Origin of the sequence: Nocardioides sp. NBC_00850 (genome assembly GCF_045207335.1) — a bacterium.
Classification (GTDB): domain Bacteria; phylum Actinomycetota; class Actinomycetes; order Propionibacteriales; family Nocardioidaceae; genus Nocardioides.
Genome location: NZ_CP108845.1, coordinates 2844075 through 2860588, shown reverse-complemented (window position 1 = coordinate 2860588; position 16514 = coordinate 2844075). Strand labels below are relative to the sequence as shown.

General features: G+C 64.0%; 9 protein-coding genes and 3 rRNA genes. 6 read left to right on the top strand and 6 right to left on the bottom strand.

Translation table 11 applies throughout. From position 1 onward, the window contains the following. Positions 1 to 9 precede the first annotated feature (9 nt). The 5 genes from OH802_RS13970 (at position 10) to OH802_RS13950 (ending at position 5291) form a co-directional block, all read left to right on the top strand. Positions 10 to 1200 (top strand): acyltransferase domain-containing protein, encoded by a 1191-nt coding sequence (locus tag OH802_RS13970; RefSeq protein WP_406028860.1) that lies wholly within the window; start codon positions 10 to 12, stop codon positions 1198 to 1200. Then, on the top strand, positions 1197 to 2183 hold the full coding sequence (locus OH802_RS13965; protein ID WP_406028858.1) for a beta-ketoacyl-ACP synthase III: 987 nt from the start codon (positions 1197 to 1199) through the stop codon (positions 2181 to 2183). Before OH802_RS13970 ends, OH802_RS13965 begins: the two co-directional genes overlap by 4 nt. A gap of 54 nt (positions 2184 to 2237) precedes the next feature. Further along, complete coding sequence (locus tag OH802_RS13960) at positions 2238 to 2489, top strand: acyl carrier protein (RefSeq protein WP_091051955.1); 252 nt, start codon at positions 2238 to 2240, stop codon at positions 2487 to 2489. Between the two features lie 91 nt (positions 2490 to 2580). After that, on the top strand, positions 2581 to 3849 hold the full coding sequence (locus OH802_RS13955; RefSeq protein WP_357360893.1) for a beta-ketoacyl-ACP synthase II: 1269 nt from the start codon (positions 2581 to 2583) through the stop codon (positions 3847 to 3849). Then, the gene (locus OH802_RS13950; RefSeq protein ID WP_406028855.1) at positions 3849 to 5291 is read left to right on the top strand and encodes an acyl-CoA carboxylase subunit beta; all 1443 of its coding nucleotides are present in this window, start codon (positions 3849 to 3851) and stop codon (positions 5289 to 5291) included. The genes OH802_RS13955 and OH802_RS13950 overlap by 1 nt, the downstream gene beginning before the upstream one ends. A 91-nt stretch (positions 5292 to 5382) precedes the next feature. Here the strand turns inward: OH802_RS13950 and OH802_RS13945 are convergent, their stop codons facing one another. From OH802_RS13945 to tyrS, 6 genes are all read right to left on the bottom strand, one after another. After that, positions 5383 to 5874, bottom strand: a complete 492-nt coding sequence (locus OH802_RS13945; RefSeq protein ID WP_355019179.1) for a DUF3145 domain-containing protein — start codon at positions 5872 to 5874, stop codon at positions 5383 to 5385. A gap of 242 nt (positions 5875 to 6116) precedes the next feature. After that, a complete protein-coding gene (locus OH802_RS13940; RefSeq protein ID WP_406028853.1) occupies positions 6117 to 7277 on the bottom strand; it encodes a tetratricopeptide repeat protein in 1161 nt (386 codons plus the stop codon). 126 nt (positions 7278 to 7403) lie between these two features. Next, positions 7404 to 7520: ribosomal RNA gene (rrf, locus tag OH802_RS13935) — 5S ribosomal RNA — on the bottom strand. 174 nt (positions 7521 to 7694) lie between these two features. After that, a 23S ribosomal RNA gene (locus tag OH802_RS13930) occupies positions 7695 to 10785 on the bottom strand. Between the two features lie 505 nt (positions 10786 to 11290). Further along, a 16S ribosomal RNA gene (locus OH802_RS13925) occupies positions 11291 to 12804 on the bottom strand. The 16S, 23S and 5S rRNA genes sit together here, the layout of an rRNA operon. A gap of 834 nt (positions 12805 to 13638) precedes the next feature. Further along, positions 13639 to 14910: a tyrosine--tRNA ligase gene (gene tyrS, locus OH802_RS13920; RefSeq protein ID WP_406028851.1), complete on the bottom strand. Its 1272-nt coding sequence runs from the start codon at positions 14908 to 14910 to the stop codon at positions 13639 to 13641. 134 nt (positions 14911 to 15044) lie between these two features. Between tyrS and OH802_RS13915 the strand changes: the two genes are divergently transcribed. Further along, positions 15045 to 16505, top strand: coding sequence for a serine/threonine-protein kinase (locus tag OH802_RS13915; RefSeq protein ID WP_406028849.1), 1461 nt, complete (start codon positions 15045 to 15047; stop codon positions 16503 to 16505). The last annotated feature ends 9 nt before the right edge of the window (positions 16506 to 16514 follow it).

Below are 16514 nucleotides of genomic sequence, written 5' to 3'. Positions count from 1 at the left end.
TATCGTTGCGTGCTCGTCATTGTCGCCCCAGGACAAGGTGCTCAGACACCAGGATTCCTCACCCCGTGGCTGGAGGACCCCGCTTTCGCCGCTCGTATGGAGTGGCTCTCAACCGTCGCAGGCATCGACCTGATCGACTACGGCACCAATGCCGACGCAGAGACCATCCGCGCCACCGAGATCGCCCAGCCGCTGCTGGTCGCCACCGGCCTGGTCGCGGCGCTCGAGCTCTTCCCGCAGCCCGCGGACGCCTTCGGCAAGATCGGGGCCGTCGCCGGCCACAGCGTCGGTGAGATCACCGCCGCCGCGGGCGCACGCGCGATCAGCGCCGAGCAGGCGATGGTGCTCGTCCGCGAGCGGGGCAAGGCCATGGCCGAGGCCGCCGCGAAGACGCCGACCGGCATGACCGCGGTCCTCGGCGGCGTACGCGAGGAGGTGCTGGCCGCGATCGAGAAGCACGGCCTCACCCCCGCCAACGACAACGGCCCCGGCCAGATCGTCGCCGCGGGCACCCTCGAGCAGCTCGCGGCCTTCGCCGCCGATCCGCCCGCCAAGGCCCGGCTGATGCCGCTCAGCGTCGCCGGCGCCTTCCACACCAAGCACATGGAGCCCGCCGTCGGCCACCTCGCCCGGCTGGCCCAGAGCGTCTCGACCCACGACCCGCGTACGCGCCTGATCAGCAACAAGGACGGCCAGATCGTCCACGACGGCGCCAAGGCCCTGGACCGGATCGTCGGCCAGATCGCCAACCCGGTGCGCTGGGACCTCTGCCTCGACACCATGTCCGACATCGGCGTGACCGGCATCCTGGAGATGCCGCCGGCCGGCACCCTGACCGGGATCGCCAAGCGCGCCCTCAAGGGCGTCGAGACCTTCGCCCTGAAGACTCCCGACCAGCTCGACGACGCCCGCGCGTTCGTCGAGAAGCACGGCGAGGCCAACCCGATCGAGACCACGCCGACCTGGCGCATGGTCGTCTCCCCGTCCAAGGGCACCTTCAAGCTCTCCGAGACCGTGTCCGGGGTCGATGTGATCCCGGCCGGCGCCGAGATCGGTGCCATCGCCAGCCTCCGTGACACGATCGCGATCACGTCCGCCCACGGCGGCGAGGTCATCGAATGGCTCGTCGAGGACGGCGACCTCGTATCCCCCGGTCAGCCGCTGCTGCGTCTGCACCCGACAGGAGTCCAACACTCGTGATCTCAGCCCCGACAGGTTCCCCGCACGCCCGCATTCTCGGCGTAGGCGGCTATCGCCCCACCCGGGTGGTTCCCAACAGCGAGATCGTCGATCTGATCGACTCCTCCGACGAGTGGATCCGCACCCGTTCCGGCATCACCGAGCGTCGCTGGGCGGGCGAGGAGGAGACCGTACAGATGATGTCGGTCGCCGCCTCCCGCAAGGCGCTCGAACACGCCAAGATCGGCATCGACCAGATCGACTGCGTCATCGTCGCCACCGTCAGCCACATGCGTCAGACGCCCGCGGTCGCCGCGCTGATCGCCGACGAGCTCGGCGCCGACCACCCGGCCGCCTTCGACATCTCCGCGGCCTGTGCCGGGTTCTGTCACGGCATCGCGATGGCGAGCGACTTCATCCGCGGCGGCAGCGCCCGCAACGTACTCGTCATCGGTGTCGAGCGCCTCTCCGACATCACGAACCCGCACGACCGTGGCACCGCCTTCATCTTCGCCGACGGCGCGGGCGCCGCGGTCGTCGGCCCGAGCGAGGAGCCCGGGATCGGCCCGGTCGTCTGGGGTTCCTCGGGCGACAAGGCCAACCACATCCAGACCCCCGACTGGTTCGAGGCGAACGAAGCCAAGGAGACTCCCTGGCTGACGATGGAAGGCAACGCCGTCTTCCGCTGGGCCTCCTTCGCGATGGCCAAGGTCGGTCAGGAGGCGCTCGAGAAGGCCGGCATCACCGCCGACGAGCTCGACTGCTTCGTCCCGCACCAGGCCAACATGCGCATCGTCGACGCCCTGGCCCGCTCCATGAAGCTTCCGGAGTCGGTCAAGATCGCCCGCGACATCGCCACCATGGGCAACACCTCGGCCGCTTCGGTCCCGCTTGCTCTTGAGCGGATGATCGAGGAGGGTCAGGCTGAGTCGGGCGACACCGCCCTGCTCATCGCGTTCGGCGCTGGGCTGGTCTATGCAGCGCAGGTCGTCGTCGTTCCGTAGTCTCGCACCACCCCAGAGTTTCACCACACAGAAATCCGAGAGGAAGCACCACATATGGCCACCACCGAAGAGATCCGCTCCGACCTCGCCGAGATCGTCAACGAGGTCGCCGGCATCGATGTCGCCGACGTTCAGCTCGACAAGTCCTTCGTCGATGACCTTGACGTCGACTCGCTGTCCATGGTCGAGGTCGTCGTCGCTGCCGAGGAGAAGTTCGGCGTTTCCATCCCCGACGAGCAGGTCAAGAACCTCAAGACCGTTGGCGACGCGGTGAGCTTCATCGAGAAGGCTTCCGCGAACGCCTGACGCGCCCCGGCGGCTCGGCCAACCCTCCCAGGCCGAGCCGCCGGATCTGCTTCACCTGACCCAACGCGCCAACACCTCACACGGAGACCACATGAGCAGCCGCACCCGAGTCGTCGTCACCGGATTGGGCACCACCAACCCGGTAGGCGGAGATGTAGCCACCACCTGGGATGCCTTGATCGCCGGCCGCTCCGGCATCCGCGAGCTCACCGAGGAGTGGGCCCAGGACCTTCCCGTACGCATCGCCGGCCGTGTCGCCGTCGAGCCGTCCGAGGTCCTGGAGAGGGTCAAGGCGCGACGCCTGGACCGTTCCGCGCAGTTCGCCGTGGTCGCCGCGGCCGAGGCCTGGAAGGACGCCGGCTTCGAGGGCACGGCCACCGAGGCCGGCCTCGACGGCGAGCGCCTCGGTGTCGCTGTCGCCACCGGCATCGGTGGCGTCACCACCCTGCTCGACAACTACGACACGCTTCTGGCCAAGGGGCCGCGCCGGGTCAGCCCACTGGCCGTCCCGATGCTGATGGCCAACGCCTCAGCAGCCAACATCTCGTTGATCTACGGCGCCCGCGCCGCGGCTCAGACCCCGATCTCTGCTTGCGCCTCCGGCTCCGAGGCGATCGCCCTGGCCGCCGACCAGATCCGTCTGGGCCGCGCCGACGTCGTCCTCGCCGGTGGCACCGAGGCAGCGATCCACCCACTGCCGATGGCCGCGTTCGCCAACATGATGGCCCTGTCCAAGACCGCCTCCGGCCCCGATGGTGGCGACCCGACCGCGGTCAGCCGTCCCTGGGACACCGGCCGCGACGGCTTCGTACTCGGTGAGGGCGCCGGCATCGTCGTGCTCGAGACGCTCGAGCACGCCCAGGCCCGCGGCGCCCGGATCTACGCCGAGGTCCTCGGCGCCGGCGTGACCGCCGACGCCCACGACATCGCTCAGCCCGACCCCGAGGGTCGTGGTGGCAGCCGCGCCATCAAGCGCGCGCTCGAGGACGGCGACATCGACCCGAACACCATCGTCCACGTCAACGCCCACGCGACCTCGACCCCTCAGGGCGACATCGCCGAGGGCCTGATGCTCCACGCCACCCTCGGCAAGCAGGTCGAGAACGTCGTGGTCACCTCGACCAAGTCGATGACCGGCCACCTGCTCGGTGGTGCCGGAGCCCTCGAGACCGTCGCGACCGTCCTGGCGATCCACAACCGCCAGTCGCCCCCGACGATCAACCTCGACAACCTCGACCCCGCGGTCGAGCTCGACATCGCCACCAAGGCACGCGACCTGCCGGTCGGCGACATCGCGGCCCTCAACAACTCCTTCGGTTTCGGTGGCGCGAACGTAGCGGTCGTCTACGGAAGCATCTGATGACCATCACGGCGCCTGCTCCCGCGAGACAGCAGCAGAAGCTTCCTCGCGACCAGGACCCGCGGAACCCGCTGACCCGCCTCAGGGCGCTCTTCGACGAGGGCACCGTCCAGCTCATCTCCCCCGACGACGACTCCGGCATGCTGGCCGCCGTCGGCGAGGTGGACGGCACCCGGGCGGTCGCGTTCTGCTCAGACGCCACCGTCATGGGCGGCGCGATGGGCGACCTCGGCTGCCGTGTGGTGGTCGACGCCTACCACCGCGCGATGACAGACGGCATCCCGATCATCGGCCTGTGGCACTCCGGCGGCGCCCGGCTGGCCGAGGGCGTACTTTCCCTGCACGCGGTCGGCCGCATCTTCCACGCGATGACGCAGGCCAGCGGCAAGATCCCGCAGATCTCCGTCGTCCTCGGCCCGGCCGCCGGCGGCGCTGCCTACGGTCCTGCCCTCACCGACGTCGTCATCCTCGGCCCCGAAGGCCGCATCTTCGTGACCGGTCCCGACGTCGTACGCTCCGTCACCGGTGAGGACGTCGACATGCTGCGCCTCGGTGGTCCCGAGCCGCACGGCCGCCGCTCCGGCGTCGTGCACATCCTCACCGAGTCCGAGCGCGAGGCGCTCGACAAGGCACGCACGGTCGCCTCTCTCCTCGGCTCCCAGGGTGGCCTCGACGTCGCCGCGGTCGAGGACAAGGACCTCGCCGAGCAGCTGCCCGAGTCGAAGAAGCGCGCCTACGACGTGCACCCGCTGGTCGAGAACATCCTCGACGAGGGCACCGCACAGGAGCTGCACGCTCGCTGGGCGCCCAACATCGTCACCGCTCTCGGCCGCTTCGGCGGCCGCACCGTCGGCGTCGTCGCCAACAACCCGCTGCGGCTCGGCGGCTGCCTCGACTCCCTCTCCGCGGAGAAGGCCTCCCGGTTCGTACGCCTCTGTGACGCCCTCGGCGTCCCGCTGATCGTCGTCGTCGACGTCCCCGGCTACCTGCCGGGCGTCGGACAGGAATGGGACGGCGTCGTCCGCCGTGGCGCCAAGCTCCTGCACGCCTTCGGGGAGTGCGTGGTCCCCCGGGTCACCCTGGTGACCCGCAAGACCTACGGCGGCGCCTACATCGCCATGAACGCCCGTTCCCTCGGCGCGACCAAGGTCTTCGCCTGGCCGGGCGCGGAGGTCGCGGTCATGGGCCCGGTCGCCGCGATCCGCATCCTGCACCGCCGCAAGCTCGCCGAGGTCGCGCCCGACCTCCGTCCTCAGGTCGAGGCGGAGCTCGCGGCCGAGCACGAGCGTCTCGCCGGCGGTGTCGACAAGGCTGTCGAGATCGGTGTCGTGGACGAAGTCATCGAGCCGTCGGCGACCCGCGGCGCGATCGCGGCCGCCTTCGAGGACGCGATCCAGACCGTCGGCGTACGCCGGGGTGCTCACGGCAACATCCCACTCTGACCGACACCGTTCAGACACAGACTGAGGCCCCGGAGCTCACGCTCCGGGGCCTCAGTCGTCGTCGGCCGTGCTCTGCGGCCGACGGGGTCGCTCAGACGACCTGGTGCAGCCAGCGTACGGGGGCGCCCTCCCCCGCGTGACGGAACGTCTCCAGCTCGTCGTCCCACGGCTTGCCGAGGAGCTTGTCGACCTCGAGCTCGAGCGTGGTGTCACCGAGGGCGGCCTTGACGACCGCGGCCTTGAGCCGGTCCTCCGGGATCATGATGTCGCCGTGCATCCCAGTGACGGCATGGAAGACGCCGAGGTCGGGTGTGAAGGAGTAGCGCGCACCCTCAGAGGTCGACGTGCCGTCCTCGGTGACCTCGAAGCGCAGATGCGTCCATCCCTTCAGCGCCGACGCGATCGCCGCTGCAGAACCGACCGCACCGGACCAGAAGAGCTCGGCTCGGTAGGTGCCGGCCTGGGCGGGCTGCGCCGTCCAGTCGAAGTTCACCGGCACACCTAGCACCCCCGCGACGGCCCATTCGATGTGAGGGCAGAGCGCGGAGGGGGCCGAATGCACGAACACAACGCCTCGTGCGATGCCACGCGAGGCGCTCGGGTCCTTGATCTGAGTGGTCACCGAATATCTCCTTCGTTGCGGCGCGAGCTACGCCTTCCCCAGCGGGCTCGATCATGCGTGAAGGAACATTTCGGTGATCACACGGATGTAGTTGTGCGTCTATTCTTACCTACCGCGCCCAGGATCTCCAGTATCGGAGCAAAACGGCCAGTGGCGACCAGCATCGCTGCCGATCGCCACTGATTGCGCGTTTGAGGCGGACCTCAGTCCCTCTCGACCGTCTTCTCGAGGGTCTCGGCCCGCGCCGCGGCGTCGGTGATCTCCTCGGAGTCGATCGCGTAGGTGCGGTGGAACCAGGTCAATGCGTCCTTGTCCCGGCCGGCGTCCTGGAGCGTGTCGGCGTACGCGTAGCGCAGCCGCACGACCCAGGCCTCGCGGCCCTTGTTGTTGAGCGGCGACTGCTCGAGGATCCGCAGGGCCGCGTCGAACTGACCCATGTCCCGACGAGCGCCGGCCTCGACGATCGTCATCTCGGCCTTCGCCGGCGCCTCGAAGTTCGCCACCGACGGGCTGTGTGCGAGCTTGATCGCCTGCTCGGGCTGGCCGAGCGCGCGGTGGCAGTCCGCCATGATCGGCAGGTACGCCGTCGCGCCGTTCATCCGCTTGGCCGCACGCAACTCGGCGAGCGCCTCGGAGTAGTGGCCGGCAGCGTACGCGGCCTCGCCCAGCGCCTCCCGAATCACAGCGATCCGCTGCGTACGCGACTTCGCCGCCTTGGCATGCTGGTAGGCGAGCTCGGGGTCGGAGTCGATGAACATGTCGGCGGCGACCAGGTGGCGGGCGATTCGCGCCGCCAGCTTCTCGGGCAGGCCCCGCAGCTGGGCCGAGATCGCACGGTCCAGCTCCTTGCCGGTCACCTCTTCCGGCAGCTCCGGACCGTCGTAGATCCGCTGATCGGCCGTACGCTCCTCGCGCGGCTCGTCGAAGCGGCGCTGCGGCTTGCCACCGGGCTTGCCGCCACGGTCCTTGGAGTAGCCGCCCTTGCGGTCGCTGCTGCCACCACGCTTCGGGCCGTCAGAGCGCTTCGGGCCGTCGGGGCGGCCGCCGGCGCGGGGGCCGCTGCGTCCGGTCGACGGCTTGCCGTCGCGACGCTCGTCGCCTCCGCGGCCACCGTCGCGACGCTCGTCGCCTCCGCGGCCACCGTCACGACGCTGGTCGCCTCCGCGACCTCCGCCGCCAGCGGCGCCATCACGGCGATCGCTGCTCCGACCAGCACCCGGTCGACCACCACTCGGTCGACCAGCGCCCGGCTTGCTGTCACCCGATCGGCCGCCACGGCCACCGGTAGATGAACTCGAGCTCTTCGGACGCCCGGGGCGTCCAGCGGGCTTACCGCCTCTGTTGCTACGGCGCTCGTCAGCCATAGCTGCCTTCCTCACTGCTGCTTCCCGCAGCCGACTTCGAACGATCCGCGGACCATTCTTTGACAAACTCAGTGCCAGTAAAAGCAGTAGAGGCCGCCCCAAAGGGCGGCCTCTACCTGAAATTTTGTCCGGCGGCGTCCTACTCTCCCACAGCCTCTCGGTTGCAGTACCATCGGCGCTGAAGGGCTTGACTTCCGGGTTCGGGATGGGACCGGGTATTTCCCCTTCGCTATGGCCGCCGTAACTCTATCGACTCACCCCGGCACTCATCCGCTGGCGCTTTCGCTGCCGAGCAGAGCTGCTTGGGGTGGCCAAGCCATTGTTCAGTTCTAGCATTCGTTGCTAGTTGGTGTGGACGCGAACAGTCTCATCAAAGATTCAGTCTTCGATGGTTGTTGTTTTTGTTGAGGGTTTATGAAAGATAAGCCCTCGGCCTATTAGTACCGGTCGGCTGGGCATCACTGCTGTACACCTCCGGCCTATCAACCCCATAGTCTGTAGGGGGCCTTAACCCATAAAGGGTGGGAAACCTCATCTTGAAACGTGCTTCCCGCTTAGATGCGTTCAGCGGTTATCACTTCCGAACGTAGCCAACCAGCCATGCACCTGGCGGTACAACTGGCACACCAGAGGTTCGTCCATCCCGGTCCTCTCGTACTAGGGACAGCCTTTCTCAAGTTTCCTACGCGCGCGGCGGATAGGGACCGAACTGTCTCACGACGTTCTAAACCCAGCTCGCGTGCCGCTTTAATGGGCGAACAGCCCAACCCTTGGGACCTACTCCAGCCCCAGGATGCGACGAGCCGACATCGAGGTGCCAAACCATCCCGTCGATATGGACTCTTGGGGAAGATCAGCCTGTTATCCCCGGGGTACCTTTTATCCGTTGAGTGACCACGCTTCCACATGCCGTGGCCAGATCACTAGTTCCGACTTTCGTCCCTGCTCGACATGTCTGTCTCACAGTCAAGCTCCCTTGTGCACTTACACTCGCCACCTGATTGCCAACCAGGCTGAGGGAACCTTTGAGCGCCTCCGTTACACTTTAGGAGGCAACCGCCCCAGTTAAACTACCCATCAGGCACTGTCCCTGAACCAGATCATGGTCCGAAGTTAGACATCTAGTACGACCAGAGTGGTATTTCAACGTTGACTCCACACACACTGGCGTGTGCGCTTCACAGTCTCCCACCTATCCTACACAAGCCGAACCAAACACCAATACCAAACTATAGTAAAGGTCCCGGGGTCTTTCCGTCCTGCCGCGCGTAACGAGCATCTTTACTCGTAGTGCAATTTCGCCGAGTCCACGGTTGAGACAGCGCCCAAGTCGTTACTCCATTCGTGCAGGTCGGAACTTACCCGACAAGGAATTTCGCTACCTTAGGATGGTTATAGTTACCACCGCCGTTTACTGGGGCTTAAATTCTGAGCTTCGCCGTGAGGCTAACCCGTCCTCTTAACCTTCCAGCACCGGGCAGGAGTCAGTCCGTATACATCGTCTTACAACTTCGCACGGACCTGTGTTTTTAGTAAACAGTCGCTTGGGCCTGGTCTCTGCGGCCCTTCACGCTTCCCCCAGCTAGTGGGTTCACGATCCGGGCCCCCCTTCTCCCGAAGTTACGGGGGCATTTTGCCGAGTTCCTTAACCATGGTTCGCTCGATCGCCTCGGTATTCTCTACCTGATCACCTGAGTCGGTTTGGGGTACGGGCGGCTCATGACTCGCTAGAGGTTTTTCTCGACAGCATAGGATCATCGACTTCCCCAAACGGGTCCGTATCACGTCTCAGGCATACAGTGTGCGGATTTGCCTACACACAGCCCTACACGCTTACCCGTAGACAACCATCGCTACGGTTCGACTACCTTCCTGCGTCACCCCATCACTTGACTACTACACACTTGGGTCCCATGTTCCACACACACGCCTCACCCCGAAGGGATCGGTCACGCATGCTTCAGATGGTTAGCATCATGCGCCTCATCATGGGCGTCACTTCGCCGGTACGGGAATATCAACCCGTTGTCCATCGACTACGCCTGTCGGCCTCGCCTTAGGTCCCGACTTACCCAGGGCAGATTAGCTTGACCCTGGAACCCTTGATCAATCGGCGGATGTGTTTCTCACACATCATTCGCTACTCATGCCTGCATTCTCACTCGCGTAACCTCCACCGCTGGATCACTCCGCTGCTTCACTGGTTACACGACGCTCCCCTACCCACCCCGGAAAACCGGAGTGCCATAGCTTCGGCGGATAACTTGAGCCCCGCTACATTGTCGGCGCGGAATCACTTGACCAGTGAGCTATTACGCACTCTTTCAAGGGTGGCTGCTTCCAAGCCAACCTCCTGGTTGTCACTGCGACTCCACATCCTTTTCCACTTAGTTATCGCTTAGGGGCCTTAGCTGATGGTCTGGGCTGTTTCCCTCTCGACAATGGAGCTTATCCCCCACTGTCTCACTGCTGCGCTCTCACTTACCGGCATTCGGAGTTTGGCTAACGTCAGTAACCTGGTCGGGCCCATCGGCTATCCAGTGCTCTACCTCCGGCAAGAAACACACAACGCTGCACCTAAATGCATTTCGGGGAGAACCAGCTATCACGAAGTTTGATTGGCCTTTCACCCCTAACCACAGGTCATCCCCTCCATTTTCAACTGAAGTGGGTTCGGTCCTCCACGCCGTCTTACCGGCGCTTCAACCTGCCCATGGCTAGATCACTTCGCTTCGGGTCTAGAGCGCGCGACTCAATCGCCCTATTAGGACTCGCTTTCGCTACGGCTTCCCCACACGGGTTAACCTTGCCACACACCGCTAACTCGCAGGCTCATTCTTCAAAAGGCACGCCATCACCCCCACTGCCAAAAGGCCGGCCGGGCTCTGACGGATTGTAGGCACACGGTTTCAGGTACTATTTCACTCCCCGCCAGGGGTACTTTTCACCTTTCCCTCACGGTACTGGTCCGCTATCGGTCATCAAGAAGTATTTAGGCTTAGCGGGTGGTCCCGCCAGATTCACACGACATTCCACGAGTGCCGTCCTACTTGGGAAGTACATCAACCCAGCCAAACACATACGATTACGGGGCTATCACCCGCTACGGCCCAGCTTCCCAACTGGTTCACCTTCATGCTTGGTTTCTTACTGAGCTCACCGCCGGCAGACGATGAAAGACATATCCCACAACCCCGACTACCCAACAACTGCCGTCTATCACAGGTAACCGGTTTGGCCTCATCCGATTTCGCTCGCCACTACTCTCGGAATCACTATTGTTTTCTCTTCCTACGGGTACTGAGATGTTTCACTTCCCCGCGTTCCCTCCACACGCCCTATAGATTCAGGCGCAGGTAACACGACATGACTCGTGCTGGGTTTCCCCATTCGGACACCCCCGGATCAACGCTCGGTTGCCAACTCCCCAGGGCTTATCGCAGGCTCCAACGTCCTTCTTCGGCTCTTGATGCCAAGGCATCCACCATGTGCCCTTCATAGCTTATCTCTCACAAACACTCAACAAAAACAACAAACCAACAACCACACACATGCATCACACACATGCAATCATCGAGCTTGTCTGCGCTACGAAGACCACGCACACACCAACACCCCAACCAACAGGAATAAACCCATACGGCCAAAGCGCCTACAAGGTGTGTGCATTCTTATTAAACAAGATGCTCGCGTCCACTATCCAACTATCAACTCCAACACCTCTCGGTGCCGGCCAGCCCGCACAACCCCATCCACACCAGTTGGTGCTTCAGGCGAAGGGGGCAGAGAGACAATCACTCAACTGTGTTGTGTGATTCCTCAGGGCCCAACAGTGTGTCAAGACCAGACCAGGTCCAGGAGGCTTCAGGTTCCACGCCTGTTCCCGAAGGAGCAGACAGTACTGAGAAGCACACCCGGCAACCAGCCGGTTGTTCATCGACGATTCCACTAGCGAGTAGCACCATCACCACACAACCGAATGTTGTGTGAATTCATGGCCACTTACTCCTTAGAAAGGAGGTGATCCAGCCGCACCTTCCGGTACGGCTACCTTGTTACGACTTCGTCCCAATCGCCAGCCCCACCTTCGACAGCTCCCCCCACAAGGGTTGGGCCACTGGCTTCGGGTGTTGCCGACTTTCGTGACGTGACGGGCGGTGTGTACAAGGCCCGGGAACGTATTCACCGCAGCGTTGCTGATCTGCGATTACTAGCGACTCCGACTTCATGGGGTCGAGTTGCAGACCCCAATCCGAACTGAGACCGGCTTTTTGGGATTCGCTCACCCTCACGGGATCGCAGCCCTTTGTACCGGCCATTGTAGCATGCGTGAAGCCCTGGACATAAGGGGCATGATGACTTGACGTCATCCCCACCTTCCTCCGAGTTGACCCCGGCAGTCTCCTATGAGTCCCCAACCGAATTGCTGGCAACATAGGACGAGGGTTGCGCTCGTTGCGGGACTTAACCCAACATCTCACGACACGAGCTGACGACAGCCATGCACCACCTGTACACCGACTAAAAGGGGCCGTATCTCTACGGCTTTCCGGTGTATGTCAAACCCAGGTAAGGTTCTTCGCGTTGCATCGAATTAATCCGCATGCTCCGCCGCTTGTGCGGGCCCCCGTCAATTCCTTTGAGTTTTAGCCTTGCGGCCGTACTCCCCAGGCGGGGCGCTTAATGCGTTAGCTGCGGCACGGAACACGTGGAATGTGTCCCACACCTAGCGCCCAACGTTTACGGTGTGGACTACCAGGGTATCTAATCCTGTTCGCTCCCCACACTTTCGCTCCTCAGCGTCAGGATACTCCCAGAGAACCGCCTTCGCCACCGGTGTTCCTCCTGATATCTGCGCATTTCACCGCTACACCAGGAATTCCATTCTCCCCTGAGTACCTCTAGTCTGCCCGTATCGAAAGCAGGCCAGGTGTTAAGCACCTGGTTTTCACTCCCGACGCGACAGACCGCCTACGAGCCCTTTACGCCCAATAATTCCGGACAACGCTCGGACCCTACGTATTACCGCGGCTGCTGGCACGTAGTTGGCCGGTCCTTCTTCTGCACATACCGTCACTTGCGCTTCGTCTGTGCTGAAAGAGGTTTACAACCCGAAGGCCGTCATCCCTCACGCGGCGTTGCTGGATCAGGCTTCCGCCCATTGTCCAATATTCCCCACTGCTGCCTCCCGTAGGAGTCTGGGCCGTGTCTCAGTCCCAGTGTGGCCGGTCACCCTCTCAGGCCGGCTACCCGTCGAAGCCTTGGTGAGCCATTACCTCACCAACAAGCTGATAGGCCGCGAGCACATCCCAGGCCGAAAAACTTTCCACAACCAGATCATGCAATCGGTTGTCGTATCCGGTATTAATCACCGTTTCCGGTGGCTATCCCAGAGCCTGGGGCAGATTACTCACGTGTTACTCACCCGTTCGCCGCTCGAGTACCCCGAAGGGCCTTTCCGCTCGACTTGCATGTGTTAAGCACGCCGCCAGCGTTCGTCCTGAGCCAGGATCAAACTCTCCGTTGAAAAACAACACCAAACACATTGCAAACAACATGCTTGGAAAAAGAGATGCCCTGACAGGAGACACTGACATGTTCCAACCCCCAAAGGGATCAGATGTTTGCCAGAATCAATTGTCAAAGAAACCATCAACCAAACACCCCACTAAGGGATGGTGGTCGACGGGGCATAACAAACTAATTCGTCGACTATGACACACTGTTGAGTTCTCAAGAATCACACGCACACCGGTAGATTTCAGACATCCGTCTCAGCCAGTCCGGCGGCCATATTCGTTTTATACTACTTGTTCGTACTGCTTGTTTCTGCTTCGTGCTGAACCTTATCAGGCTTTCTTTCGCTTTCGCAATTCGGCGTGTTTCGCGCTTCCTTGCCAGCTCCAGAACCTTTATCGGCTCCTTGCCTTTCAGACTTTAGCAGACTCACTTTCGCTTTCCCAATTCGGCGCGTTCCGCGCTTTCCCTGGTTTAGCAACTGTGTTTCTGCCTCGTCCTGGAGGACTTTATCGGATCTCGCTTTGTTGTCCAATTCGGCGAATTCTCGCTCTTATCGGATAAAGACGATATCCACACCGACACAGCACAAGACAATCAAACTGCGGTTCGTCACGGTCTTGACGCCTGATCCGAAGACCTGACTGAGACTCTGAACCGAGCTGAAGCTCGAGAATGTTGGCGGCCGACTCAGGGGCCGGAAACCCGCTCGAAGACTCGAACTTGCTTCCCGCCGCACCCCGGCGACCAGATGAACATTACGCCTCAGTGACGCGCTTGCCAAATCGAGGAACGCCCCGGGGAAGGCGGTCACCTTCCCCGGGGCGTTCTCGCAGGTCAGAGGCTATTTGAAGCGGACGCCGGCGAACTTCTTCTTGCCCCTGCGCAGGACGACCCAGCCGTCACCGAGCAACTCTTTTTCGCCGAGCGCCCCCTCAGCGTCCTCGACACGGACGTTGTTGACGTACGCCCCGCCCTCGGAGATCGTCCGGCGGGCCTCCCCCTTGGAGGAGACGAGGCCGGCGGCGATGAAGAGGTCGACGTAGGTCGGCAGCTCCTCACCACGCTCCAGCTCGACGGCACCGGCCTCCGTGATCGCGGCGGCCAGCGTCGTACTGCTCAGGGTGGCCAGGTCACCGCCGCCGAAGAGCGCGGCTGCGGCCTGCTTGGCCTGCTCGGTCTCCCCTGCCCCGTGGACGAGCGTCGTCATGTGATCGGCGAGTGCCTTCTGGGCCACCCGCAGGAACGGCTTCTCCGCGTGCTGCGCCTCCAGGGTCTCGATCTCCTCGTGGGACAGGAAGGTGAAGACACGGAGCATCTCCCCCACCTTGGCGTCCTCGACGTTGAGCCAGAACTGGTGGAAGGCGTAGGGCGACATCATCGTCGGGTCGAGCCAGAGGGCGCCGCCCTCGGTCTTGCCGTACTTGGTGCCGTCGGCCTTGGTGATCAGCGGCGTGGTGAAGGCGTGGACGGTCTCACCGGTGACCCGGCGGACCAGCTCGACACCGCCGGTGATGTTCCCCCACTGGTCCGAGCCGCCGAACTGAAGACTCACCCCGTGCGTACGGAAGAGGTTCAGGTAGTCCATGGACTGCAGGAGGATGTAGGAGAACTCGGTGTAGGAGATGCCGTCCTCGAGACGCTTCTTCACCGTGTCACGGGCGAGCATCCGGTTAACCGGGAAGTGCTTGCCGATGTCACGGAGGAAGTCGATCACCGACAACGACGCCGTCCAGTCGGCGTTGTTGACCATCGTCGCGGCGGTCTCGCCCTCGAAGGAGACGAACCGCTCGATCTGGCTGCGCACCCTCCCGACCCATTCCTTGACGGTCTCGGGCGAGTTGAGCGTGCGCTCGCCCGAGTCGCGCGGGTCACCGATCATGCCGGTGGCGCCGCCGACCAGTACATAGGGCGTGTGGCCGGCCCGCTGCAGGCGCATCGCCATGGTGATCTGGAGAAGGTTGCCCATGTGCAGGCTCGGCGCGGTGGGGTCGAACCCGATATAGAACTTCACACTCCCGCCGGCGAGCGCTTCTCGGAGCGCGTCGCGGTCCGTCGAGTCGGCGATGAGGCCTCGCCACTCGAGGTCGTCGAGGAGTGTGGGATCGATGGACACGTGGTGCCTTTCTCAGATCGTTCTCAGATGGTGTTTCCGGGGCCCGGAACGGGCTGTCCCGGAAGCAAGGGTAGTAGGCGATACCCCCTAGAGTTGACCACTGGCGTTCGCGACGAGATTTTGAGGGGACCTGGGTGATCGCAGGGAGGTACCGGCTCGAGAGGGAGCTCGGCCGGGGAGCGATGGGAGCCGTCTGGCTGGCCACCGACGAAGTTCTGGGGCGTTCGGTCGCACTCAAACAGCTGATCGCACTCGACGGCGTATCGGATGCCGCCGTCGAACGCGAGGCACAGCTCGCCGCCCGACTTGTCCACCCGAACGTCGTCGCCGTCTTCGACCTGGTGCGCGACGACGACAAGCCCTGGCTGGTGATGGAGTACGTCGAGGGGAAGACCCTTGCTCACATGGTGCGCGATGACGGCCCGCTGCCCATCGAGGACGCCGCGAGACTGATCGGTCAGATCGCCTCAGCCCTGCGCTCGGCCCATGCCGCCGGCATCGTCCACCGGGACGTGAAGCCCGCCAACATCGTGGTCGGCCGTGCCGAGCGCGCCAAGCTGACCGACTTCGGGATCGCGCGCGGGGTCGACTCCCAGACCACACAGACCGGGCAGGTCACCGGCTCGCCGGCGTACCTTGCTCCGGAGATCGCCACCGGTGGGCGGGCCAACCCGGCCAGCGACATGTGGTCCCTGGGGGCCACGCTCTTCCAGGCGCTGACCGGTGAGCCTCCCTACGGGATCGGCGACAACGCGCTGGCGACGCTGTATCGGGTGGTGCACGAGGACCCGCCTCGTACGCCGCTGGCCGGTCGGCTCGCTCCGCTGCTGGAGCACACGATGGCCTACGACCCCGCCGAGCGGTGGTCGGCCGAGGACGTCGTCGACTTCCTGGCCGGGCGATTGGCGGCCGAGAAGCTGGAGCCGGTGGCGCTGCGTACGCAGACGCTCGCCGCGGTCGCGGCTCCCGCGCCTGCGCCGGCCGCACCTTCGGGACTGGCCCAGTCGACGAGCACTCCGACCCGGCGCCGCTGGTGGCCGATCGCGCTCGTCGTCGCTGCGGCGTTGGTGCTGGCGGTCGGCGGAGCGTTGTGGGCCAACCGCGGCGAGGAGCCGAGTGCGAAGCCGAAGCCGGTCGCGTCCGGATCGCCGCTGTCGGAGGCGAGCGACAAGGCCACCGAGGACGCAGACGCCGAGGAGTCGGAGGAGGCGTCCGAGGAGCCGTCGCCCAGCGAGACGGCCAGCGAGTCTCCGAGCGAGAGCCCCTCGGCCAGCGAGACCGCCGGCCCGACCGCTGAGGGGATCGACGCCTTCATCCGCAGCTATCTCACCACCGCGCCCGCGAACCCCGACGCCGCCTTCAGCTCGATGCTGACCCCGGCGTTCCAGGCCAGCAGCGGCGGGATCGAGGGCTACCGCGACTGGTGGGGCAGCGTTGCGAGCACCCGCGTCGTCTCGGTCTCCCCCAGCGTCGACCCGCTCAAGGTGACCTACACCTACAAATACACGATGAAGGACGGCCGCCAGGACGGCGGCACGGTGACGTTGGGGCTCGTCTACGCCGACGGGAAATACCTCATCGACAGCGAGGGCTGAGCGCCAACT